The organism is Methylotenera sp. G11 (assembly GCF_000799735.1).
Lineage (GTDB): Bacteria > Pseudomonadota > Gammaproteobacteria > Burkholderiales > Methylophilaceae > Methylotenera.
Map to the genome: position 1 here is coordinate 1,187,855 of NZ_JUHH01000001.1, position 24,532 is coordinate 1,212,386.

A 24,532-nucleotide genomic window follows, 5' to 3' on the forward strand; every position below is an offset into this window, starting at 1 on the left:
TTTAAAATCAAGTGTCCAATCAGAAAGTAAAGTCCAGGAAAGTCATCCCTATTGCCGAAGACACCTCTAAACCAAGGTCTCTTTACGAATCCCAGCCAAAGATTTACCCGCGAAGCATTTCCGGATACTTCAAAAACATGCGCTGGCTCACCATCTGGATCACTCAGCTTGTTTTTTACGGCACACCCTGGCTCATGTGGAATGACAGGCAGGCCATGCTGCTTGATATCAGCACACACCGTTTTTACATCTTTGGCCTCGTGCTTTATCCGCAGGACCTGATTTACCTTGTCGTCATCCTGATCATTGCCGCACTGGCCCTGTTCCTGTTTACCGCCGTTGCCGGGCGGCTGTGGTGCGGGTTCTCGTGTCCGCAGTCAGTCTATACCGAAATATTCCTGTGGATGGAACGCAAGATCGAAGGCGACCGTGCGGCGCGCATGCGCCTAGATGGCATGAAGTTCGGTATCAAGAAATTCCATAAAAAATTCCTGAAACATGCCGCCTGGATCAGTTTCTCGCTGTTTACCGGGTTTACTTTCCTGGGGTATTTCTCACCAATACGTGAATTGCTGGATAATATCCTGCAATATCGCCTGAGCCCATGGGAAACCTTCTGGATCCTGTTTTACGGGTTTGCCACCTATGGCAATGCCGGTTTCCTGCGTGAACAGATCTGTAAGTACATGTGCCCTTATGCCCGCTTCCAGAGCGCAATGTTTGATAACGATACGCTGATCGTGACCTATGACCAGGAACGCGGCGAGCCGCGCAGCGGCCGTTCACGCAAAGTGGACGCAAAACAGTCAGGCCTGGGCGACTGCATTGACTGCAGCTTCTGCGTACAGGTATGCCCAGTCGGCATTGATATCCGCAACGGCTTGCAGTATGAATGCATCAGCTGCGGTTTGTGTGTGGATGCCTGCAACAGCATCATGGACAAGATGGAATACCCGCGCGGCCTGATCCGTTTTTCTACGCACAATGCCGTAGAAAAGCACTGGTCACAGAAACAGATCATCCAGAAAGTCATGCGTCCGCGTGTGCTGATTTACAGCGGTTTACTGTTATTGCTATGCATAGGCTTTGTAGCCTCCCTGGCGATGCGCGTACCTTTCAAAGTGGATGTCATCCGCGACCGGGGCGTGATGTCACGCCTGGTAGCCGGCGGCAAAGTCGAGAATGTCTACCGCCTGCAGATCACCAATGCCTCCGAGAAACCTGAAACCTACCGTATCGGCGTGAATGGCCTCAGCGGCCTGACCATCGCATCCGAAGGTGTTTTCACGGTTAACCCGGCTGAGTCACGTATGGTCGCCATAAGCCTGCAGATTGAAGACGGCTCGATCAAGAGTGGCTCGCACCCTGTTGTGTTCGAGATTGAAGCCGCAGGCTCAAAAGAAAAGATTCTCGAAAAATCCATTTTTTACATGTCGCATTAAAGGTTAAGTCATGGCACAGAAACAAGATCAGAATCAAAATCAGAAATGGTGGAAATCAGGCTTTGCCTGGCTTGTATTCGGCGGTCCTGCAATCGTTGTGGTTGCCAGCCTGACTACCGTATATATCGCCGTGAACGGACAGGATGAAGTACTGGCGCATGAAGAAAACCAGGGGCAGTCACCGTTCAAAAAACCGATGACAACCGAAGAGAAGAACTCACTGGAACCTGCTGTCAAGGCACGTAATCATGCCGCTACCGGCGTGAATGACCATTAATCCCGGTTCAAGATAATAGGCATGCAGACAGCGCTTTTATATAGTGCCCTGCTCATGGGCATTGCAGGCGGGCCGCATTGCGTGGCGATGTGCGGTGCGGCATGCACGGCACTCACGCAATCCCAGCAGCATCCTTACGGCATATACCAATACCACCTGGGTCGGCTATGCGGATATGCACTGCTGGGGGCAATCGCGACATTTGCGATTCAGAGTATCGCCTGGCTTTCAAGCTACAGCTCTGCCCTGCACCCGCTGTGGACTTTTTTCCATGTGCTGATCTTCTTCTGGGGACTGTTACTGGTCATCTACGCGCGCCAGCCAATATGGGTAGACCGGGCAGGCCGCAATATCTGGGGCCATGTCAAAAAGCTGGCGGTAAAGCGTGGTGGGAATTTTTATGTGGGCATGCTCTGGGCATTGATGCCTTGTGGCCTGCTCTATTCGGCGCTAGTTATTGCATCATTCAATGCCCACCCGCTGGGCGGGGCATTGAGCATGGCGGCCTTCGCACTTGGCTCCAGTATATCGCTCTTTTTAGCGCCCTGGCTCTGGCTGAAGCTGAAAACCAACGCCATTGAACCCTATGGCATGCGGCTGGCCGGATTATTGTTAAGTGCTGCCAGCGCGTGGGCGATCTGGATGGAGCTGACACACAACACCAAGGTATGGTGCGCTACTTAAACCCTCAGGCAATATTCCCGGCAACAGCCTCACACAGCGCTTCCGCTAACGGATTGGTGTTATAACGGTATGACTTTCAGCCCCTCGCCGGCCGTATTCCAGACCAGCAATGACACCTTGCCATTCTGCAGCAATAGCGGATAGTCAGCGGTACCGCCGACATCTGCCATCATCTTCGGCGATTCCCAACTTTTGCCTTCATCGCTCGATTTCATGAGCCAGAGCTGGCTTTTGCCTGCATCTTTCTCACGCCATGCCAGCCAGACGTTTTCACCGGCAGCAAGCAAAGCCGCATGACCAGCCTGCTTTTTCATATTGCCGAATTTTCTAGGAGGCGACGATACCCAGGCCTCGCCATCCATGCGCGCATAGAACAGTGCTGCATCCTTGCCGGCATCATCATTGCCGCCATCGTACCAGGCCATATGGTAACCCCACCAGCGCGCGCCATCGCCGCCAGCCGCAAGTGCAGCACCATGATGCGGGCAGCCGTCAATTTTCCAACGCCCGAAAGTCGCCCGTTTTGGATCAGGCATTTTATCCGCAGCAGGAATTTCCGCAATCATATGATCGCGCTCACTGCCTTCAAACACATGGCGCCACATGGCGGCCACGCGACCATCCGGCTTGCCGGCAAGCGCGATGCGGCAGCACTCGCAGCTGCTGTCTGCCAGTTTCTGCTCCGGCAGGAAGCTGGCACCGCTATCTTTAGACACTGCATAGTAGATGGCGGCACCCTCATATGGCTTACCGGCGGCTTTAGCGGCAAGCAGATCCCGCTTATCCACCCAGGCGACGGTAATGCTGCCGCCAGCGCTTACGTGCAGCGCATCAAAGCGGTGTGTGATCTCGCTGCGGTCCTGATGCACGATATAGGGTTTTTCAAACGTTTTACCGGCATCCACCGAGCGTGCAAACCATATATAACCAGAAAACGGCTTTTTCAGCGCTTCAGTCCAGCTGACATAGATATAGCCGCCTGCTGACACAGCGATCTTCGGGCGCGCCTCACCATCGGCACCTATCTTCTGCGCCACCTGATTCACCCTGACCGGCCTGGAAAAACTTTTACCGGCGTCCAGGCTGCTGCTGACTTCCACGAAACCATCTTTTACGGCAGCACGCCAGAGCTTATCCTGTGCATCCAAAGCCAGGCTGACAGCAAGCGACGCTTGTTGGTGACCGGTATGTCCTTCATGTGCATGGGCGGCAAAGCCAACCCAGAAAAAAACAAGTGCGAACAGGTATTTAATCATCAGTAATCGAATTTTAGTTGTAGATAAGCGGTACGTTGCGGATAGGGATGGAACACATACGCTTTATAATTGTTCAAGTTATCAATCCCTAGGCTGGCGGTAATGCGGTTAGCAAATTTATAGGTCGCTTTAACGTCCATGACAAAAAACTTGCTGGCGCCTCCAAAGGTATCGGGATTAATGTCGCTATTATCCAGGGCATTATACTGCCTGCCGCTGTAACGTGCTGCCAGGCTATAAGTAAGATTATTCCCATGATGGTAAGTAGCCACTGCCTTGAACATATTTTTGGGGATGCGCGGCGGCTTATTGCCGACCGTCGCCGGCGCTGCATCGTTGCGCAGCACTTCAGCATCTGTGAACGTGGCGCTGCCTTGCAGGTCCAGGCCATGCAAATAGACGTCCTGCCACTGCGTCGCCAGCTCAAGGCCGCGTGTTCGTATGTGATCTACGCTCTGAATAAAGCTGCAGCCTGCTGCCCTAGTACAGGTGCCGGTGTCATAAGGAATGGCGCTGCCGTTAGCCAGGGTTTGCGAGATGAGTGCATCATGCTTGTTTTCACTGAACAGGCTGGCCCTGACCAGGCCGTTATCAAAGCGACGCTCGGCCGAAAACTCTGCAGCAACCACTTCCTCCGGCTTCAGGATCGGGTTCGCTTCTACAAAATAAGCGGCAGCTCCGTTCTGCAAAGGCTGAAACATTTCACTCACAGTCGGGAAACGGAATGCCTGCCCGAAAGCGGCACGAAAACCCCAGGCCGGAACCGGCTCAAAACTCAGGGAAAGTTTCGGCGAGAACCTGGTTGCCGATACCGCTTGATAATCGGCTGTTTTCAGAATACTGGAAATGGTTGTTTTATTCTGCCCATCACTTGCCTGCCAATGCTCAGCACGGCCGCCCAATGTAAGTGCCCACTGTGGCGTAATCTGCCATTTATCCTGGGCATACAGCGCATGGGTTCTGGTCTCGCCGCGGGCAGAAGCGTTGAGCGTGCCCTTATCTCCCTGCGACCAGTCTGCCGTATTATGGGTTTCGCTTTCCAGCTTGTATTGGTCCAGGTGATAGCCGATGTCTATCGTATGGTCATGCGGACGCAGCGTTGCGCGCGTGTCCAGTATTGTCCAGCCGGTACCGGACATATCCGTGACTCGGCCGGTTCTTGTGATGTATGGATTACCCGCAGCGATTGAGCCGTTAGCGGATGCATTGGCGGCACTATTCCTGTCCCGCTGGTAATCATAGTCAGATAGCGTTACCTGCCAGTCAAAAAAGCCATGGGTGCTGGACTTGACATCCAGTGCTTGCATGACATGCAGCGACTCGGCCTCTGCCGGGTTCATGCCGGAAATATCGTAACGTTGGCCGTTGAAACTTACCCGGCCGTTATATACCGCATTGCCCGCGCTATCCCTGATATAGCTTTCAACGTCGGTCTTGCCGTCCATATTCCATAAACCCAGGGTATAGGACGCCTTGATTTGAGATGTGATGTCGTAGGCCGCCTTGAATTTAATATTGGTCTGCTCTGTGCTATCGATACTGTTTGCACCGAACACCACACGTTCGGCATTCGTCTCGCTTTTATCCTGGTAAGCCCCGGTCACTGCCGGACTGGCGCCACCTGCAACGGTCGAAAGCGCAGCCGTGGAGAAATTCATCGGCTGGCCTTCATTCTTGAGGTAATCCACCCCTAGCCAGAATGCAAAGTCGTTTACCTTGTTACCGACAGATGCAGTCAGGTGACTGCCGTTGTAACTTTCATCTGTACCGTATAACTTAAAATTCTGGGTAAAAGCCTGCATACTGGCGTGCGATTCAAACCGGTCTGGCATGCGCGTTGCAATGCTCATCACACCACCGAAAGAGTTGCCGGCATAAAGTGCAGAGAAAGGCCCGTACATCATGCTGATGCTTTCTATTTCTTCCGGGCTTACCATTCCCCAGCGCGGCGGATACGCGAACGAGTTGCCCAATAAATTGGACAGCAGTACGCCATCTGCATACAGCATGCTCTGCGCACTCGATAGCGTGCCGATAGTACGGGTTGCGATGATGCCGTTGCGGTCGCCGATGAAGCGTTCGCGTACCTGTATGCTGGGAAGGTATTTCAGGGTTTGCGCAGGTGTCGCAGCGTTGACGCTATCTTGTATCTGCTTTTTATCATAAGTCTCCACGGTAGCCGGATGCTTGAGGATACGGCTATCGATCAGGGGCGCACGCACTTCGATTTCATCCAGGTTAATGGCCTCGTTATGCTCTGCGTAACAGACATTAGCGACCATCGAAGCGGCCAGAACAGCCATAAGTTTTTTCTGCATTTTTGATACCATCAGTGATTTTTATTTATAGCCGGAGTGTATAACCATTATGCAATTAATGTAATGTGACCAATTGTCGCAGGGGGGATGCCGGCGAGATGAAGCACAGGGACAGACCCCGTGCAATTTATCGTTCGCCACGTATAATATCCGGGTCATGGATATCGACCTCCCTATTTTAGAAGACCCGTCACGCCGTAATTTGCAGCGTCTGTTCCTGTTGCGCAGCGTGATGATTGCATTCATGCTGGCTGCCACGCTGGCATTGTTTTACCTGCATATACCGCTGCCCAGGTATCCGGTCGCTTTCGCAGTAAGCGGCATGCTGCTGCTGAACCTGGTCACGCTGCTGCGCCTGAACAAACAGAACCGGCACGTCAATGACCGAGAGGTTCTGCTGCAACTGCTGGCTGACCTTGCGGCATTGACCGTATTGTTTTACTACACCGGCGGCTACAGCAACCCCTTGGTATGGATGTACCTACTGCCTCTCACCGTGGCGGCTGTTGCGTTAAAGCGCCAGTATGCCTGGCTGCTGGCGGCGGTCGCCATTGCCTGCTATTCATTGCTGGTGTTTTATTATGTTCCGCTCTCACATCTCCACATGCACGACATCGCCGGGAAAACACTGGATATTCACCTGGTAGGCATGTGGATAGGCTTTGTGGTGAGTGCCGGCATCATCGCCTTTTTTGTGACCAAAATCGGACAAAGCCTGCGCGAGTACGATCAGCTGATGGCGAGCATGCGGGAAAAATCGCTAGAAAGTGAGCGTGTACTCTCACTGGGAACGCTGGCAGCCAGTGCGGCACATGAACTCGGTACCCCACTTTCCACCATGGCCGTGGTGAGCAAGGAGCTGGCAAACGACCTCACCCATCAACCGGAGCAATTGCAGCAGCTGGAAATCCTGCGCACACAGATCAACCGCTGCAAGGAAATATTATCCTCGATCACCCGCAATGCCGGACAAAGCAGGGCCGATGACGGACATGGCTCGGGCTTACGCGAATTTCTGCACGAAGTCACTCAGCGCTGGCGTGACACACGCCCGGCCACAGAGCTGGTTATTTCCGTTTGCAGCCACAGCAGCAACCCGCAGATATTCACCGACCGGGCACTCATACAGGCCTTGCAGAATCTACTGGATAACGCTGCCGACGCTTCTCCTGAGCGCATATTGCTCCATGCGGACTGGGATGCAGATATGCTGGAAATCAGCATCAGGGACTTTGGTCCCGGCATTACCGAAGAAATCAAAAGACAGCTCGGCCAGCCTTTTTTCTCCTCCAAAAATGAAAACGGCATGGGCCTGGGTGTGTATTTAACCCAAATGACGCTCAGCAGATTAGGCGGGGAGCTAAGCATCAGCAACCACGCTGAAGGCGGCGCACTTACCTCCGTAAAATTGCATCTGGATAAGCTGCGCATTCATCAACCCCCTTCAGGTCAACATTGAAAGCCACCCTATGAACGCACTGGATCAGGATGAAAAAGCGACCTTATTGCTGGTAGATGACGATGAGGACTTTCTTAACGTGCTCGCAGTTGCCATGCGCAAACGCGGGTTCAGCGTCACATTGGCAGACAGTGCCGAAAGTGCTTTTGAACGGGTGAAAGACGACCCGCCGGAATTTGCCGTAGTCGACCTCAAAATGTCTGGCAACTCAGGGCTGGTACTGGTGCGGCAGCTGGCTGGCCTGGCGGCCGGAACCAAGATAGTCGTGCTGACAGGTTATGCGAGCATCGCAACTGCGATTGAAGCGATCAAACTGGGGGCGACACATTACCTGGCAAAACCGGTAGATGCGGATGAAATAGTCGCCGCGTTCGAGAAAAAGAACGGAAACGCAGACGTTGAATTATCAAGCAACCCGCTCTCGGTCAACCGACTGGAATGGGAACATATCCAGCGCGTGCTTGCAGAGAATGACGGCAATATCTCGGCCACCGCGCGCAGCCTGAACATGCATCGGCGCACCTTGCAAAGAAAGCTCGGCAAGAAGCCAAGCGCCAATCCGGCAATCGGCATATGAAGTGGTAAGGCACCTTGCAGCAATCCGTACTACAGGACATCTGATTACGGAGCCAGGAAAGTATCCGCAGCTTGCTTATTATCATCGCCCCCGATGGCAATAATGCCTGCATAGGCGCAGCATTTTACTGTCAGTCGTCGCTGAATCTTTGCTCCAGCCATGGGTCGGCTTCATTATGATAACCGCGCACTTCCCAGAAACCTGGCTTGTCAAACGCATGTATTTCAATTGCCTTAAGCCACTTGGCGCTTTTCCACGCGTAGCGCTTGGGTACTACCAGACGCACCGGACCGCCGTGTTCTGCGGTTAAAGGTGCGCCCAGCACGCTGTGCGCGACAATCACGTCATCATCCAGCAATGCTTCCAGAGGCAAATTAGTGGTGTAGCCGTCATAGCTATGCAGGGTCACGAACCTTGCCGAAGCTGTTGGCTGGGCTAAAGCCAGCAGGTCCTGGGCACGCACGCCTTGCCAGTCCATATCCAGCTGGCTCCAGCGCGTTACGCAATGAAAATCGGAAATATCGGTCACCTGCGGCATCGCCTGGAATGCCGCCCAGTCGAGGTTCAGTTCACGCTCTACCAGGCCATAGATACGCAGGCGCCAATTGGCGGCCGCCACCTCAGGCACGATGCCGAGGTCAAGCCGGGGAAAGTTCCGCACTTCGGTCTGCCCCGCCGGGATACGCGCGTTAGCACCTGCCTTGCCCGGTTTACTGCCTTTTTTCGCGAGGGAGATTTTACTTTCTATCAGTTTTTTCCAGTCCGGCATATCAACACCTTAATGATTCATATTCAACACAATCATAAGCCAAGTTTGCCGACGGCGATACTGACAGGCTATCTGGCAGCAGGCTGTTGTTTTTTAAAACTATCCAGCAACAGCAAACCAACCCCTACGCATATCGCGCTATCTGCCACATTAAATGCAGGCCAGTAAAGGTCATCGATATGGAAATACAGAAAATCAACCACATAGCCTAAAGTCAGGCGGTCATAAAGGTTGCCGATGGCTCCGCCCAGCACTAAGGCCAGGCCTGAACAGAATAGTTTCTCGGCATGGTGTTTGACCAGCAGGTAGGTAATCACAATTACAGCAACAGCAGTGACAGCGGTAAAAAACCACTTTTGCCAGCCGCCGGCATTCGCCAGAAAGCTGAATGCCGCCCCTTCATTGTGATAGCGCACCAGGTCAAAAAAACCGGTAACGGTCAAATGCTCGCCATAGCTGAACGCTTTCTGAACCAGGTTCTTGGTGTACAGATCCAGCGCTACGATCAGCGCGCTGATAGCGAACCATTTACGCATGGGAACGTGCCTCGCCTTTACCGAACAGGTTGCTTACGCAGCGGCCACAGATATGCGGATGCTCCGCATCTGCACCGACATCCGCACGGTAGTGCCAGCAGCGGTCACATTTGGCATGCGCACTCGGTGTCACCACGATGCGTAATCCTGAACCTGTTTCTTCATGCACAGTTGCCCGTGAAGCAATCAGCACAAAACGTAAATCATCCCCTAACCTGCGCAAGGATTCGTAACTATCGCCTTGTGTATAGATATCTATCTCAGACTGCAGTGAAGACCCGACCAAACCGGCTGAGCGTTTTTCTTCAATCGCTTTATTTACGAGCGCACGCACATTCAGGATATCTTCCCACGCACGAATATCAGCCTCAGTTAAATCGTGTTCCGGCAAACTATACCAAACCTCTTCGAAGACCGTTTTACCGGCATCCAGACCCAGCGTCTGCCAGATCTCGTCCGCAGTAAAACTCAGGATAGGCGCCATCAAACGCATCATTGCATGCGTAATGTGATGCAGGGCACTCTGCGCTGCACGACGTGCATGTGAGGTCTCACCTGCGGTATACAGGCGATCTTTCAGGATATCGAGGTAGAAACCGCCTAAATCTTCGGAACAGAAACTCACGAACTTCTGCACGGCCAGATGGAATTCGTATTTACCATAGAAGGAAATATCATTACTATTTGTATCTTTTTTAGTTGCAATATCTTCTTGCAATTGATGTGTCAAATACAGAGCATAACGATCAATTTCCAGCCACTCATGCACCGGCAGCAAATCTTTACCGGCATCAAAATCAGCCAGGTTAGCCAGCAGGAAACGTAAAGTATTGCGAATCCGGCGATAACTTTCAGCGACGCGTTTCAGGATCTCATCAGAGATTGTCAGTTCGCCCGAATAATCGGTCGACGCTGTCCACAAACGCAGGATATCGGCACCGTAAGTATCCATCACCTTTTGCGGCGCAACGACATTGCCTTTGGATTTACTCATTTTATGACCGGAACCATCCACCACGAAACCGTGCGTGAGCAATGCATTGTAAGGCGCACGGCCATCAATCGCGCAGCCGGTCAGCAGGCTGGACTGGAACCAGCCGCGATGCTGGTCTGAACCTTCCAGATACAGATCAGCCGGGTGCTGTAACTCCGGGCGGCGCTTTAAGACTGCGGCATGCGTTGCACCTGAATCAAACCAGACATCCAGGGTATCCGTCACTTTTTTGTACTGTTCGGCATGCTGCGGTGCATTGGCGGCCAGGAATGCTGCGCCATCCAGGCTGAACCAGGCCTCAATGCCTTGCTTTTCGACATCCAGGCAGACTTTTTCCAGCAATTCAAGCGTCTGCGGATGCGGCTCACCGGTTTCCTTATGCACAAACAAAGGCATTGGTACGCCCCAGTTGCGCTGGCGCGACACGCACCAGTCAGGGCGGTTTTTAATCATGGCCTCCAGGCGCGCGCGCCCCCAGTTCGGGAAAAACTCTGTCTGATCGACGGCTTGGTTAGCATGCTCACGCAAGCTTACACCTTGCGCATCGGTCTCATTCATACCAATAAACCACTGGTGCGTAGCCAATTGCATCAATGGCGTTTTGTGACGCCAGCAATGCGGGAAGCTGTGATTCAGGCGGGCACTGGCTAATAAGGCACCGTTCTCCTGCATCTTCGCCAGGATCACTTTGTTGGCATCCTGGCGGCTCAGGCCGCGGATGGCCTCAAACTCAACCAATTGGCTATTGAAGAACCTGCCATCGCCGCCGATCAGCACGCGCGGCTTTTCATGCGGGAAATTAGCGCGCATCACCAGCCAGTCATCATTACCGTGGGCTGCGGCAGTATGCACCAGGCCGGTACCGGCATCCGTTGTAACGTGTTCACCGCAGATGACAGGCACCTGACGATGATCGAACGGGTGCTGCAATGACAAGCCATTCAAAGCGATACCTTTGCATGAACCAAGCACTTTGACACTTTCTTCGCCATAGCGCTTCAATGTGGCTTCGCCCAGTTCGCGGGCAAGAATCAGCAGACCCTTGCCTGTCTGGATCAAATCATAATCCATCTCCGGATGCACCGATACCGCCTGATTGGCCGGCAGCGTCCAGGGGGTGGTGGTCCAGATAACCGCATAAGCATCTCCGCTTACACTTGCGCCAAACGCTTTTGCCAATGCAGCGCTATCAGTCACTTTAAAGCCAACATCAATCGCAGGCGAGTTGACGTCTTCGTATTCAACCTCAGCCTCAGCCAAGGCAGAGCCGCAATCCACACACCAGTGCACAGGCTTGCTGCCTTGATAGAGATAACCGTTTTTATAAATATCCCCCAAAGCGCGCATGATGTCGGCTTCGGTTTTAAAGTCCATGGTCAGGTAGGGATTGTCCCAATCACCCTGTACACCCAGTCGGATAAAATCTTTCTTCTGGCGCGCAACCTGTTCCAGCGCATACTCACGGCACAATTCACGAAACCTGGCAGGGGCAATATCTTTGCCGTGGTTTTTCTCAACCACCAGTTCAATCGGCAGCCCATGGCAATCCCAGCCCGGCACATAGGGCGCATCAAAACCGCTCAGTGTTTTGGATTTAACAATGATGTCCTTAAGGATCTTGTTCACTGCATGGCCGATATGAATATCGCCGTTCGCATAAGGAGGGCCATCGTGCAGGATGAATTTTTTAGCGCCTTTGCGCGCTTCCCTGATGCGTTGATAGAGCTTTTTGTCCTGCCATGCCTTTAGCCATGCCGGCTCGCGCTTGGCCAGGTCGCCGCGCATCGGGAATGTAGTTTCAGGCAGGTTTAATTTATATTTACTTTGCTCTTTATTCTGTTCAGTCATTTCATTATCCATCAATATTATTAGCTGCAAATGTATCTGCGGCTAAATAAAAAACTTTCTCGCTACATCTGCGTCCCGTGTAATTTGCGCCTTAAGCGCATCCAGACCATCAAATTTCATTTCATCACGTATCTTGTGAAAAAACTCGACATGCACATGCCTGCCATATAGATTTTCATTAAAATCGAGCACGTGCACTTCCAGCGACAGCTTTGGCACGCCGGCAACAGTAGGCCGCACGCCAAGATTTGCCACCGCATTCAAACCATCTAATTTTACTGCATATACACCGGTTAAAGGCGGCCGCTCATGGCGCATGTGTACATTCGCGGTAGGGAAACCCAATTTCCGTCCAAGCTGGGCACCATACACCACTTTGCCGCTGATGCTGTAAGGCCTGCCCAGCAGCTTGGCCGCTTCATCCAGCTGACCATTGGCCAAGGCAGAACGCACACGCGTACTCGACACACGGTCTCCATCGAGGTCAACCTGCGGCAACTTCATTAAATTGAAGCCTGCCTGCATAAAATCCTGCGTTGATCCGGCACGCTGCGCGCCGAAACGGAAATCATCCCCCACCAGGATCACTTGCGCATTAAGCGACTGCCGCAGGATGCGCTGCATGAAATCACTGACGCTCACATTCGCAAAACGATGGTTGAATGCACAGACATATACGCGCTCCACGCCTGCACTTGAAAAATACTCCAGCTTCTCACGCAGTGAACATAACCTTGCAGGTGCTTTTTCTGGTGCAAACAACTCGCGCGGATGCGGTTCAAATGTCATCACCGCAGAACTCAACCTGCGTTCTTTCGCAGCCTGCACCAGTTTTTGCAGTAAATCCTGGTGCCCCAGGTGTATGCCGTCAAAATTGCCGATCGCCAGGACACAGGGCGCCTGAAGCGCAGCTGGAATATGTCGTAATATCTGCATCATCGATTCACCCGGCGCATATAATCTCCAGGCCTGAAACCCAGCAGCATAAGTATCGCAAAATAACTCACCCCTCCCAACAGAACCAGGCCGCCGATATGAACCAGGCGTTTAATCAAGCTAAATCCAAGCCACGCACTGGCTTCGCCCATCGCATAGTGCAATACGGCGCCCATAAACACCAAGGCAACAAACAGCTTCAGCAGAAACACCATCCAGCCAGGCTGTGGCTGGAAATAACCGGCGCGACGCAAGTGAAAATACAGCAATGACGCATTGACACAAGCCCCCAACCCAATTGCAAGCGCCAGGCCAACATGCTGCAGACCAAGTACAAACACAAACAGCATGTTCATCAACTGCGTCATCACTAACGTGAATACACCGATTTTTACCGGAGTCTTGATGTTCTGGCGCGCATAGAACCCCGGCGCGAGGATTTTCACCAGAATCAAGCCCAGCAAGCCGATGCTGTAGGCAATCAGTGCCTGCTGCGTCATCGCAACATCAAGTGGCGTAAACTTGCCATAATAAAACAGCGATGTCACCAATGGCGCAGACAACACGGCCAGGGCAACAGCTGCAGGCGCAGCCAGAATGCAGGTTAAGCGTAATCCCCAATCCAGCAGCTGCGAATACTCGACATCATCCTTGCCCGCATAAGCCTTGGATAAGCTGGGCAGCAATATCGTGCCCAGGGCTACGCCAAGCACGCCGGTAGGAAACTCCATCAAACGATCTGCATAATAAAGCCAGCTGACACTGCCGGTAATCAGGAACGAGGCAAATATGGTATTGAGGATCAACGAAACCTGCGCGACAGAAACGCCCAGCACAGCGGGGCCCATCAGCTTCAGGATACGCCAGACTCCTTCATCATCACGCTTGAAATCAAACTTTGGCAGCAGGCCGATCTGCTTCAGGAATGGCACCTGGAATACCAGCTGCAGGAATCCGCCGACAAATACTGCCCAGGCCAGCGCCTTGATTGGTTCATCAAAATAATCGGCAAAAAACAGCACCGCCGCAATCATGGCGACATTGAGCCAAACCGGCGTAAAAGCGGGAATACCGAAGCGGTTATAAGTGTTAAGCACACCGCCCGCCATCGACACCAGTGAGATAAAGAAAATATAAGGAAAAGTGATGCGCAGCAGCTCAACCGTGAGCTGCATTTTTGCCGCATCTGCCCTGAAACCGGGGGCAATCAGGCTCACGATCCATGGCGCTGCCAGCATGCCCAGCAGCGTCACAGCAACCAGAATGATACCCAGCCAGGTTGCAACCCGGTTGACCAGCCCCTGTGTTTCCTCAAAACCGCGCCGACTCTTGTATTCAGCCAGGATCGGTACAAAAGCCTGGCTGAAGGCGCCTTCTGCCGATATCCTGCGCAATAAATTGGGTATTTTAAAGGCCACAATAAAAGCATCGCTGAACATGCCGGCGCCAAAAACACGCGCTATCAAGGTATCCCGTACAAAACCTAAAATACGGGAGACAAAAGTCATGCTGCCGACCTTGGCCAGCGCTTTGAGTAAATTCATGCTTTATCGTTATAATGAAATGGGTATAAAGTATTGTATTAACAATATATTGCGTGATTTTATCATGCCGTGTGAAATCACGTGGTAATTGCTAATGATATTTGTGTGTTTTAACTTGCAATCTGTTTAATATGTAGTTAATATTACGGGCTTCGTATTATGAATAGCTTTTAGGAAAAGACAAGATGGCAAATACCGCACAAGCAAGAAAACGTGCTCGTCAAGCAGTAAAGCAACGTGCTCACAATGCAAGTTTGCGCTCTACTTTGCGCACCGCGATTAAAAAGATTATTAAGGCTGTAGAAGCTGGTGACAAAGCTGCAGCAACAGCTGCTTACACAGAAAATGTAAGCGTTATTGACCGCATTGCGGACAAAAACATTATTCATAAGAACAAAGCGTCACGTCATAAAAGCCGCTTAAACGCTGCTATTAAAGCAATGGCGTAACTGCTTGTTCAAGCAATAGTCAACCAATAAAAAAGCCGAACAATGTTCGGCTTTTTTATTGGTTCAGCTTTTTTATTTCCCCGACCTGCATTGATAGCGCGCTTCATTGCCCAGTGTCTCTGAATAAAGCGCCCCTGAACAAAAAAGGCTCCGCAACTACCGTTGTGGAGCCTGCCTTAAAATCAATTACCTATATTCAATTCCGAGCGCACCTGCATTGCCTGCTTGATCGCCTCATCACGGCTGGCGTTAATCACAGTAAAATGCCCCATCTTGCGACCGGCGCGGGCTTCATGCTTGCCATACAAATGCATTTTCAATTGCGCATTGGTAAACGCCAGCTTCCAGTCAGGCTCATCCCTGCCGCCGTTAGCATTATCCGGCCAGACATCCCCGAGCAGATTCACCATGACCGCAGCACTGTGCTGACGACTGCTGCCCAGCGGCAATCCAGTCATCACGCGTACCTGCTGCTCAAACTGATTTGTCACGCAGGCATCCAGTGTGTAATGCCCCGAGTTATGCGGACGCGGTGCAATTTCATTGACCAGCAGCTCCCCGCCGCACACAAAGAATTCAACACCCAACACACCGGTATAGCCAAGTTTCTCAGCTACGCTGATAGCCAGTTTCTGTGCCTGGTGATTGACGGCATCGCTACCGCGCGCCGGTACGATCGACACATCCAGGATGCCATTAAGATGACTGTTCTCGGCCGTAGGGAATGTAGCGACTTGTCCATTAATATCCCTGGCAAGCACGACTGAAACCTCACAATCCAGCTTCAGCATTTTTTCCAGCACACACTCCTCCTGGCCGAAATCTGCAAAGGCTTTTCTCGTCTGTTCAAAATCGGCAACGCGCGCCTGCCCTTTACCGTCATATCCAAAACGGGATACCTTCAAAATAGCCGGATAAATATCACTGCCATCCGCCGGAATATCCGCATCACTATCAATCACTACAAATGGCGCTACCGGCAACCCGGCATCTTTAAGAAAATTTTTCTCACTGACACGATGCTGCGCAATCGCCACCGCTTTACCGGAAGGATGCACCGGAACCGAAGCGGCCAGCAGTTCGAGGGTAGCCGCCGGCACATTCTCAAACTCGGTAGTCACCGCCTGACAAGTTGCGGCCATTTGTTTCAATGCAGTTTCATCATCATATTTTGCGCAAATATGCACATCTGCAATTTTACCTGCCGGACTATTGGTATCAGGATCAAGCACGGTAACCTTGTAGCCCATTTCATGCGCTGCAATCACAAAAAAACGGCCAAGCTGACCGCCACCCAACATACCCAGCATTGCCGGAGGAAGAATTACATTACCCTGACTCATGGTTCCACTCTTAATTTACTGACGGCTTGTCAGTTAACTCCATGTTATATACTTTTTCTGTCTGCTTGTTACGGAACTCAGCAAGCTTGGCCGCCAAATCCGCATTAGCGTTTGCCAGAATCGATACTGCAAACAAACCGGCATTCGCCGCACCCGCATCCCCGATTGCGAAAGTCGCAACCGGAATGCCTTTAGGCATCTGCACAATTGACAGCAAGGAATCCTGCCCTTGCAGATGCTTGGAAGGTACAGGCACCCCCAGCACCGGCAGCGTTGTTTTTGCAGCGACCATGCCCGGCAGATGCGCGGCACCACCCGCGCCGGCAATGATGACCTGATAGCCATTAGCGGCTGCGTTTTCTGCAAACTCGAACATCAGGTCAGGGGTACGATGCGCTGAAATGACTTTCGCTTCATAAGCCACGCCAAAATCTGCAAGCATCTGCGCTGCATTTCTCATGACAGGCCAATCACTGTCCGACCCCATGATAATTGCTACTAACGGTTTACTCATATTTATGTTTTTCCAAATAATCGCCGGTTAGGGCTATAGTCTGTGCTGCGACACTGCCCTAATTAAAGCAGGATAAGATTATCACGGTGTATCAACTCCGCTTCATCTACATAGCCCAAAATCGATTCAATCTCACTGCTGGGTCTGCGCATGATCCTGGCGGCTTCACTGGCCGTGTAATTAACCAAACCGCGCGCAATTTCCTTACCCTCAGTATCTATGCAGGCCACAACATCACCGCGTTCAAAATACCCCTCCACTGCGGTCACGCCTATAGGAAGCAGGCTCTTACCCTCGGTCTTCAGCACTTTAACGGCACCCGCATCCAGCAGCAGTTTGCCTGTTGTCCGCAAGTGATCTGCCAGCCACTGCTTGCGTGCAGCGGTTTTCATTTGCGTTGCTTCAAGATGGGTGCCGATAGCCTCGCCGGCACTTAATCGCACCAGCACGTTCTTTTCACGACCCGATGCGATTACAGTATGCGCACCACTGCGCGCAGCACGTTTGGCCGCCAGTATTTTCGTGAGCATCCCCCCTGTACCGACACTGCTGCCGGCGCCGCCGGCCATTTCTTCCAGGGTCGCATCGCCTGCAATGGCGTGATGCACGAAACTGGCATCAGGGTTGCGCCGCGGATCAGCCGTATACAACCCCTGCTGGTCAGTCAGTATCACCAGGGTATCAGCTTCGATTAGATTTGCGACCAACGAACCCAAAGTGTCATTATCGCCAAAACGGATTTCATCCGTCACTACCGTATCATTCTCGTTAATGATTGGAATGACCTTCATGTCCAGCAATGTGCGCAGCGTACTGCGCGCATTCAGGTAGCGCTTCCTGTCAGCCAGGTCATCATGCGTCAGCAGCACTTGCGCCGTGCGCAAATGATGCTGGCTGAAACAGCTCTCATACATCTGCACCAGCCCCATCTGCCCTACTGCAGCTGCAGCCTGCAATTCATTGACGGCTGTCGGGCGTTTTTTCCAGCCCAGTCTTTGCACACCTTCAGCCACAGCACCACTCGATACAAGCACAATCTGCTTGCCCTGCTGCACCAGCGCTGCAATCTGCACAGCCCAGCCGGCAATCGCCTTCTGATCCAGGCCATGACCATCATTGGTCACCAGGCTGGAACCGACTTTGACTACAATAACTTTTGCATCCAGCAGCAGGGACTTGAATTCAGGCAACTTCATTCTGGGACTCTGTGTTTTTAGATTCAGTATTATCCAGCGCCTGATCTTCAGCAGCGCGACTTTCCTCTATATGCTGCATGATGGCATAAACCAGCTCTTTACAGCCCACACCACTGATGGCTGAAATTGCGAAGACACGGCCTTCCCAACCATAGTCTTTCACGAAAGACTTCACCACCGCATCAGCGTCCTGCAGCATGTCAGTTTTATTCAGCACCAGCCAGCGCGGTTTATTGTAGAGCGACTCATCATACTTCCGGAGCTCTTCAACAATCGCTTTCGCTTCATGTACCGGATCAACAGCTTCATCAAATGGTGCAATATCCACCAGATGCAGCAACAGCGATGTACGTGCCAAGTGGCGCAGGAACTGATGCCCCAGACCGGCCCCTTCAGCGGCGCCTTCGATAATGCCCGGAATATCGGCAATCACGAAGCTGCGCTCGGCATCCACACGCACCACGCCCAGATTAGGGTGCAATGTAGTAAACGGATAGTCTGCGACTTTAGGCTTAGCGGCAGAAACTGAACGTATAAAAGTCGATTTTCCAGCGTTCGGCATACCCAGCAAGCCAACATCCGCCAGCACTTTCAGTTCAAGATAGAGCTCAAACTCCTCGCCAGGCTCGCCTTTGGTACATTGACGCGGCGCACGATTCATACTGGACTTGAAGTGCACATTACCAAGGCCGCCATTGCCGCCTTTCGCCATCTGCGCACGCTGACCATGCTCACTCAGGTCCACCAGCATTTGCCCGCTGGACTTATCAGAAACCACTGTACCGACGGGCACACGCAAAACCATGTCCTCGCCCTTGGCACCATAACACTCGGCACTGCGGCCATTTTCACCGCGCTGCGCCCTGAAACTGCGCGTATAGCGATAATCAACCAGCGTATTGATGTTACGATCCGCTTCAATGATAATCGAGCCGCCACGACCGCCATCACCGCCGCTTGGGCCACCCATAGGTTCGTACTTTTCACGACGAAACGTGGCAACGCCGTTACCGCCGTCGCCCGCAAAGATTTTAATGGTTGCTTCGTCAATAAATTTCATATCTTAAATGGCTACGCCCGCAAGTTAAAACCTGCGCGATGCCCATATCCTCAATGCACGAACTTGTGCGATTCATCACTTTGCCCCAGAACCAATGCGTGCACTTGACTTTGCATCGCCGCCTGCTTCAGAAACAAATCCCATTATAAAGACTAAACCTAAAAAACAAAAAAGCCCTATCAAAAAGACAGGGCTTCTTAAGTTTTCGTAAAAACTAAGCTGGAATAATGTTCACAGTTTTACGTTTTAATGCACCCTTAACGGTGAAGCTCACTTTACCGTCAGCTTTTGCATATAAAGTATGGTCTTTACCCATACCTACATTTTCACCGGCATGCATTCTTGTACCGCGCTGACGCACGATGATGCTGCCAGCTGAAACAAATTGCTCACCAAATGCTTTAACGCCTAAACGCTGGGCTTGTGAGTCGCGACCGTTACGTGAACTACCGCCTGCTTTTTTGTGTGCCATGATTTAATCCTTAATTCTTTAACTGCTTATTTAGCAGCGATTGCTTCAATTTTAATTTCTGTAAAACTTTGGCGATGGCCTTGAGTTTTACGGTAGTGTTTACGACGACGGAATTTGAAAATCATCACTTTGTCGCCACGACCATGAGAAACCACAGTAGCTTTAACAGTAGCACCTTTGATAATTGGTGAACCGATTGTCGTTTTGTCGCCGTCAGAAACCATTAGAATTTGATCAAGCGTAACTGTACCGCCGACTTCAACGTCTAATTTTTCAACTTTTAATCTTTCGCCTTGAACTACGCGATATTGTTTACCACCAGTTTTGATCACTGCATACATGATTATGCCTTTAACTCATACTTCAAAAGAATCGCGCATTATACGCAATTTATCCCGCAAAGCAAATCATAATCAATGTAAATTTAAAAAATTATGACGCTTGCACCAAAGCGTAAGATTATCTCACTTTTAAACCAATTTTAGCTAGTTATTTATGAAGCCTAAAGTAGGCTGTGATAAAATATTTTCTTATTTACTAGGTTAATTGACGTGACACCCAGCATTATTAATTCATGCATTGCAGAGGATATGCGCAAAGTAGACAGCGTAATCCGATCATCCCTTCATTCCGAGGTGGCACTCGTTAACCAGATCGCCGAATACATCATTAATAGCGGCGGAAAACGATTACGCCCGATACTGGTGCTGCTGTCAGCCGGCCTGTTCGGAAAAATCGAAGATCACCACCACCAGCTCGCTGCCGTTGTAGAACTCATCCACACCTCAACCCTGCTGCATGATGACGTCGTTGATGAATCATCAAAACGCAGGGGCAAAAGCACCGCCAACGCACTGTTCGGCAACGCTGCCAGTGTGCTCGTGGGTGACTTCGTTTATTCACGGACTTTCCAGATGATGGTGGCAGTAAAAAACATGCGCGTGATGGAGATACTGAGTGATGCCACCAACGTCATTGCCGAAGGCGAAGTACTGCAGCTACTCAACGTACACAATGCCGACATCACCGACGAGGATTACCTGAAGGTCATTCACTACAAAACCGCCAAGCTGTTCGAAGCCGCCACCCAGCTGGGCGCAGTCATCAGCAAAGCCAGCCCGGGGGATGAAACCGCACTGAGCCTGTATGGCATGCATTTGGGTACCGCATTTCAACTGGTCGATGACATACTCGACCTGAGCGGCAACAGTGAGCAGATCGGCAAGAATCTGGGTGACGACCTCGCCGAGGGAAAACCAACACTGCCGCTGCTATATGCAATGCGCAATACCGACGCAGAACAGAGCCAGATGATCAGGAATGCAATCGAACAAGGCGGCCTGGAACAGCTGCCGCAGGTTATTGCCGCCGTCACCAGCTCCGGCGCTTTGGCGCACGTAAGAACGCTTGCCGAATCTGAGGCTGAGAAGTGCAGCAAAGCCATTGAGCACTTCCCTGACTCAGTCTTCAAACAGGCTATGCTCGCACTGGCGGAGTTTGCGGTTAAGCGGAGCTTTTAAAAGCCCCGCCGCAAGGCCGCTTGATTCCAATGCGGCCAAATTCAAAAGCAGTCAAATTCACAAGCAGCCAAATTCAAAGGCTGCTTAACCCCAAGACTACCTAATTCAAAGTGATTTTTTCACCCGTGTCAGCATGGTAATAAGTCAAATGCGCGCAGTCACTGGTGCCGGATGTCAGCGAACCGTCGAACAAAGCTTTACCATCGACATCTACCACAGCATATCCATTGTGATACAGGGTCACTTCCGCGAGTTTGGGTGTTTTCGCCGAAACTTCGCGCATGCCGAAGCTGACGCAGCTTTCTTCCTCGTCCTCTGAGTAAACCTCCCAAGCTTTGCCCCCAGCCAATTGCGTCAACCAACTCGGCAAATCAACCTCAACCCGGCAGATAACAGGCTCATCCCATTCCGGACGGTCCAACTCGGCCTTCCCTAACTCGGCTTTGATAAGTTCGATTACATCTAGTTGATCGGTGATATCTGTCATTCCATTTCCTTCTTGCTATACATGCTTATTATAATCTCGAATACATCTCTTATGTTTGTGGCGAGATACCTGTATTTCAAGTCCGCACTGCCATAAACCGGAAAATAGATTTCGGCAGGCGTTCCTGCTTAACGCTGCAATGGCACATTTAGTTTACACCGGTAAGTTTACAGCGGTTTTATGGCACGCTATAGTTCCAGCTAAACCATAAAAGGACACTTATGCCTATCGGCCTTTCTGAACTATCCAGCCTGCTTCGGGCAGACAGCACATTATTCATTACCGTTTCAGCCGTTTTCGGTTTAATGGTGGGCAGCTTTCTCAATGTTGTCATTTACCGGCTGCCCAAGATGATGGAACAGGAGTGGCACAACAACTGCCTGGAGCTTCAGGGCAAGGAGGTTCCGGCACAACCGCAATTTACCCTGTCCAAGCCACGTTCCAGCTGCCCGGGCTGCGGCCATAGGATCAGCGCATTAGAAAACATCCCTGTCATCAGCTACCTGCTGCTGAAAGGGCGGTGCAAGGCCTGCAAAACCCCTATCAGCATGCGTTACCCGCTGATAGAGATACTGACTGGCACTTTAATCGGCCTGACCAGCTGGCAATTTGGCTACACGGCAGCCACACTTTTTGCCTGGGTTTTCGTATTCGCACTGATCACACTGACCTTTATTGACTTTGACACCCAGCTACTGCCTGACGATATTACCCTGCCGCTGCTATGGCTTGGCTTATTCGTCAATCTCAATGCCGGGTTCACAGACCTGAAGTCCGCAGTGATCGGCGCCATGGCAGGCTACCTGGTTCTATGGTCGGTATTCTGGCTGTTTAAACTCATTCGCGGCAAAGAAGGCATGGGTTACGGCGATTTCAAGTTATTGGCTGCAATCGGCGCATGGTTCGGCTGGCAACTGCTGCCAGCCGTCATCCTGCTGTCCTCCACATTAGGCGCCATCATCGGCATCGCCCTGATCATGCTCACCAAGCGCAAAAAGGATGTCCCCATCCCGTTTGGCCCGTTTTTAGCCATTGGCGGTATCGCGGCATTATTCTTCGGCCAGCAGCTGGCTCGGATCTACCTGCCATGATTTTCTGCTGAGACAAATCCGCACATGTATATCGTCGCACTCACAGGTGGAATAGGATCCGGCAAAAGCGAAGCTGCCAGGCAGTTTGCCCGGCTGAATGTACCGGTAGTGGATACGGATGTGATCGCTCACGAGCTGACTGCCGCCGGCAGCCCCATGCTGCCGGAATTAGCGCAAATGTTCGGCGCAGGAATTTTAAATGCCGACGGCAGCTTGAACCGCGCTGCATTGCGCACCCATGTGCTCGACAACCCAGCTGAACGCGCCAGGCTCGAACAGCTGCTGCATCCAGCAATCTATGATCGCGCCATGCAGCATCTCAGGGATAACGATCGCAAGCTGCAGCCACAATATCAGGTGCTGGTGATTCCACTGTTGTTTGAAAACAACCGCTATCGCAGCGTCATTGACACCATACTGGTCATCGATTGCGATGAAGACATGCAGGTCAGCCGGGCCATGGCCCGCAGCCAGCTTACTGAACAGGAAGTCAGGGCCATCATGGCTGCGCAGACTTCCAGGACTATCAGGCTAATCGGAGCTGATGAAATCATCGAAAATAATGGCTCCATCATGGAACTAATCGAAAAAGTGAATAAATTTCACAATAAACTTATTAAAACTTGCTTAGTTAGCAAATAAATTTAATAATTCAGTTCAACTTTTTAAGCTATCCAACCTTAACGGTTAACAAGAGCCTACTTAATGCTATAACGTTATGAAAAATGCCTAGCTACGATTATCCATTCAACGAACGTATACGCACCTTGCTTCGCGTGGAAGACCTGTTCGCCAAAGTTCTGCACAATGTTGCAGCCGGGCATGAACACCACCATCATTGCGCGTTACTGACATTGCTACAGGTACTGGATATCGTAGATCGCTCTGAACTGAAGTCCGAACTGCTGCAAGAGCTTGACCGACAAAAACACGCGATGAACCTGCTGATTGGAAATCCGGCAATCGTCGCAGACGCCCTTCACGCCACACTTAACGATATTGAACTGGCCGCGAATGCGCTACGGGTTGAAACAACCAAGCTTGGCCAGTCACTGCGCGCCAATGAATGGCTAATGAGCATCAAGCAGCGTGCCGGCATTCCTGGCGGAGTATGCGAATTTGACCTGCCGTCTTACCACTACTGGCTTGGCCTGGGCGAAGAGCGCCGCTCCAGGGATTTCGACACATGGCTGCAACCGCTGATCCCGATGCACCATGCCATCATTATTATCCTGCGCATCTTGCGTGGCAGCGGCGCCACCACGCCATTGGTTGCCACCGGCGGGGCCTATCAGAAAATGCTTAGCGGCTCGAAGCCAGCCCAGATGCTAAAAATTGAAGTGGCTGACGACATTACCTGTTTCCCTGAAGTGAGCGCCAACAAATACGCCATCAACATTCGCTTTAATACGCTGGACTGCACGCAAAAACCCCAGAAATATGACGGTGACGTGCACTTCTCGCTTACATTGTGTAATTTGTAGCTTACCAGCCAATCAAAGCCATGCTTTAAACCATCATCCTCATTATGAATACCCAGAAAAAACGCTCCGTTGCATGCCCAGGCTGTAAAAAATTAACTGAGTTCTCTCCGGAAAACCCTTATCGCCCATTCTGCAGCAAACGCTGCAAAATGATTGACCTGGGCCTTTGGGCAAGCGAGCAATACGCCATCCCTGCAGAGGCCAAGTCCGATGCGCTTGGCGACGACCTGCCGGCACAATAAGTCAAACAGCAGAAATTTAACCATCGATATTAGA

The 24,532-nt window shown here is 51.5% G+C and carries 25 protein-coding genes; 11 read left to right on the forward strand and 14 right to left on the reverse strand.

The window, feature by feature from the left end; translation table 11 throughout:
* Positions 1-11 precede the first annotated feature (11 nt).
* From ccoG to GQ51_RS05455, 3 genes are read left to right on the forward strand one after another with little or no spacing between them, the layout of a single operon-like run.
* A complete protein-coding gene (gene ccoG, locus GQ51_RS05445; RefSeq protein WP_047550757.1) occupies positions 12-1,442 on the forward strand; it encodes a cytochrome c oxidase accessory protein CcoG in 1,431 nt (476 codons plus the stop codon).
* Positions 1,443-1,452: 10 nt separating this feature from the next.
* The gene (locus GQ51_RS05450; protein WP_047550760.1) at positions 1,453-1,719 is read left to right on the forward strand and encodes a hypothetical protein; all 267 of its coding nucleotides are present in this window, start codon (positions 1,453-1,455) and stop codon (positions 1,717-1,719) included.
* Between the two features lie 21 nt (positions 1,720-1,740).
* Complete coding sequence (locus GQ51_RS05455; RefSeq protein WP_047550763.1) at positions 1,741-2,403, forward strand: sulfite exporter TauE/SafE family protein; 663 nt, start codon at positions 1,741-1,743, stop codon at positions 2,401-2,403.
* 59 nt (positions 2,404-2,462) lie between these two features.
* Here GQ51_RS05455 and GQ51_RS05460 read toward each other — a convergent pair whose 3' ends face one another.
* Together GQ51_RS05460 and GQ51_RS05465 are read right to left on the reverse strand one after the other, a co-directional pair.
* Positions 2,463-3,659 (reverse strand): hypothetical protein, encoded by a 1,197-nt coding sequence (locus GQ51_RS05460; RefSeq protein WP_047550767.1) that lies wholly within the window; start codon positions 3,657-3,659, stop codon positions 2,463-2,465.
* Positions 3,659-5,977 carry a TonB-dependent receptor gene (locus GQ51_RS05465; RefSeq protein ID WP_047553967.1) on the reverse strand — a complete coding sequence of 773 codons (2,319 nt, stop codon included), beginning with the start codon at positions 5,975-5,977 and terminating at the stop codon, positions 3,659-3,661. Before GQ51_RS05465 ends, GQ51_RS05460 begins: the two co-directional genes overlap by 1 nt.
* 157 nt (positions 5,978-6,134) lie before the next feature.
* Here GQ51_RS05465 and GQ51_RS05470 point away from each other — a divergent pair, with 157 nt between their 5' ends.
* Positions 6,135-7,436: an ATP-binding protein gene (locus tag GQ51_RS05470; RefSeq protein ID WP_052177723.1), complete on the forward strand. Its 1,302-nt coding sequence runs from the start codon at positions 6,135-6,137 to the stop codon at positions 7,434-7,436.
* A 10-nt stretch (positions 7,437-7,446) separates the two neighbouring features.
* Complete coding sequence (locus GQ51_RS05475) at positions 7,447-8,013, forward strand: response regulator transcription factor (protein ID WP_047550769.1); 567 nt, start codon at positions 7,447-7,449, stop codon at positions 8,011-8,013.
* A gap of 130 nt (positions 8,014-8,143) precedes the next feature.
* Here the strand turns inward: GQ51_RS05475 and GQ51_RS05480 are convergent, their stop codons facing one another.
* The 5 genes from GQ51_RS05480 to murJ all read right to left on the reverse strand — a co-directional run bounded on the left by GQ51_RS05480 (position 8,144) and on the right by murJ (position 14,640).
* Positions 8,144-8,782 (reverse strand): sulfite oxidase-like oxidoreductase, encoded by a 639-nt coding sequence (locus GQ51_RS05480; protein ID WP_047550772.1) that lies wholly within the window; start codon positions 8,780-8,782, stop codon positions 8,144-8,146.
* 68 nt (positions 8,783-8,850) lie between these two features.
* Positions 8,851-9,318 carry a signal peptidase II gene (lspA, locus tag GQ51_RS05485; RefSeq protein WP_047550775.1) on the reverse strand — a complete coding sequence of 156 codons (468 nt, stop codon included), beginning with the start codon at positions 9,316-9,318 and terminating at the stop codon, positions 8,851-8,853.
* Entirely contained in the window at positions 9,311-12,160 is a 2,850-nt protein-coding gene (gene ileS / locus GQ51_RS05490) for an isoleucine--tRNA ligase (protein WP_047553969.1), read from the reverse strand. The genes lspA and ileS overlap by 8 nt, the downstream gene beginning before the upstream one ends.
* A 42-nt stretch (positions 12,161-12,202) precedes the next feature.
* Positions 12,203-13,096 (reverse strand): bifunctional riboflavin kinase/FAD synthetase, encoded by an 894-nt coding sequence (locus GQ51_RS05495; RefSeq protein ID WP_047553970.1) that lies wholly within the window; start codon positions 13,094-13,096, stop codon positions 12,203-12,205.
* Entirely contained in the window at positions 13,096-14,640 is a 1,545-nt protein-coding gene (gene murJ, locus GQ51_RS05500; RefSeq protein WP_047550778.1) for a murein biosynthesis integral membrane protein MurJ, read from the reverse strand. The genes GQ51_RS05495 and murJ overlap by 1 nt, the downstream gene beginning before the upstream one ends.
* 185 nt (positions 14,641-14,825) lie before the next feature.
* Between murJ and rpsT the strand changes: the two genes are divergently transcribed.
* Positions 14,826-15,089 carry a 30S ribosomal protein S20 gene (gene rpsT, locus GQ51_RS05505; protein WP_047550781.1) on the forward strand — a complete coding sequence of 88 codons (264 nt, stop codon included), beginning with the start codon at positions 14,826-14,828 and terminating at the stop codon, positions 15,087-15,089.
* Positions 15,090-15,271: 182 nt separating this feature from the next.
* Here rpsT and GQ51_RS05510 read toward each other — a convergent pair whose 3' ends face one another.
* From GQ51_RS05510 to rplU, 6 genes are all read right to left on the reverse strand, one after another.
* Positions 15,272-16,432: a 5-(carboxyamino)imidazole ribonucleotide synthase gene (locus GQ51_RS05510; RefSeq protein ID WP_047550784.1), complete on the reverse strand. Its 1,161-nt coding sequence runs from the start codon at positions 16,430-16,432 to the stop codon at positions 15,272-15,274.
* 10 nt (positions 16,433-16,442) lie between these two features.
* Positions 16,443-16,946 carry a 5-(carboxyamino)imidazole ribonucleotide mutase gene (gene purE, locus GQ51_RS05515; RefSeq protein WP_047550787.1) on the reverse strand — a complete coding sequence of 168 codons (504 nt, stop codon included), beginning with the start codon at positions 16,944-16,946 and terminating at the stop codon, positions 16,443-16,445.
* 62 nt (positions 16,947-17,008) lie between these two features.
* Entirely contained in the window at positions 17,009-18,142 is a 1,134-nt protein-coding gene (gene proB / locus GQ51_RS05520; protein ID WP_047550790.1) for a glutamate 5-kinase, read from the reverse strand.
* Positions 18,129-19,202, reverse strand: coding sequence for an Obg family GTPase CgtA (cgtA, locus tag GQ51_RS05525; protein ID WP_047550793.1), 1,074 nt, complete (start codon positions 19,200-19,202; stop codon positions 18,129-18,131). Before cgtA ends, proB begins: the two co-directional genes overlap by 14 nt.
* Positions 19,203-19,416: 214 nt before the next feature.
* Positions 19,417-19,674, reverse strand: coding sequence for a 50S ribosomal protein L27 (gene rpmA / locus GQ51_RS05530; protein ID WP_047550796.1), 258 nt, complete (start codon positions 19,672-19,674; stop codon positions 19,417-19,419).
* 26 nt (positions 19,675-19,700) lie between these two features.
* Entirely contained in the window at positions 19,701-20,015 is a 315-nt protein-coding gene (gene rplU / locus GQ51_RS05535) for a 50S ribosomal protein L21 (RefSeq protein ID WP_047550799.1), read from the reverse strand.
* 210 nt (positions 20,016-20,225) lie between these two features.
* Between rplU and ispB the strand changes: the two genes are divergently transcribed.
* Positions 20,226-21,194, forward strand: coding sequence for an octaprenyl diphosphate synthase (gene ispB, locus GQ51_RS05540; protein ID WP_047550802.1), 969 nt, complete (start codon positions 20,226-20,228; stop codon positions 21,192-21,194).
* A gap of 100 nt (positions 21,195-21,294) precedes the next feature.
* On the opposite strand, the gene GQ51_RS05545 is transcribed toward ispB, so the two are convergent.
* Positions 21,295-21,681 carry a hypothetical protein gene (locus GQ51_RS05545; protein ID WP_047550805.1) on the reverse strand — a complete coding sequence of 129 codons (387 nt, stop codon included), beginning with the start codon at positions 21,679-21,681 and terminating at the stop codon, positions 21,295-21,297.
* Positions 21,682-21,902: 221 nt separating this feature from the next.
* On the opposite strand from GQ51_RS05545, the gene GQ51_RS05550 reads away from it, so the two are divergent.
* The 4 genes from GQ51_RS05550 to GQ51_RS05565 all read left to right on the forward strand — a co-directional run bounded on the left by GQ51_RS05550 (position 21,903) and on the right by GQ51_RS05565 (position 24,498).
* On the forward strand, positions 21,903-22,772 hold the full coding sequence (locus tag GQ51_RS05550; RefSeq protein WP_047550808.1) for a prepilin peptidase: 870 nt from the start codon (positions 21,903-21,905) through the stop codon (positions 22,770-22,772).
* 24 nt (positions 22,773-22,796) lie between these two features.
* Complete coding sequence (gene coaE / locus GQ51_RS05555) at positions 22,797-23,414, forward strand: dephospho-CoA kinase (RefSeq protein ID WP_047550811.1); 618 nt, start codon at positions 22,797-22,799, stop codon at positions 23,412-23,414.
* An 83-nt stretch (positions 23,415-23,497) separates the two neighbouring features.
* Positions 23,498-24,256 (forward strand): cell division protein ZapD, encoded by a 759-nt coding sequence (gene zapD / locus GQ51_RS05560; RefSeq protein ID WP_047550814.1) that lies wholly within the window; start codon positions 23,498-23,500, stop codon positions 24,254-24,256.
* 44 nt (positions 24,257-24,300) lie between these two features.
* Positions 24,301-24,498 (forward strand): DNA gyrase inhibitor YacG, encoded by a 198-nt coding sequence (locus GQ51_RS05565; RefSeq protein ID WP_047550817.1) that lies wholly within the window; start codon positions 24,301-24,303, stop codon positions 24,496-24,498.
* Positions 24,499-24,532: the final 34 nt, after the last annotated feature.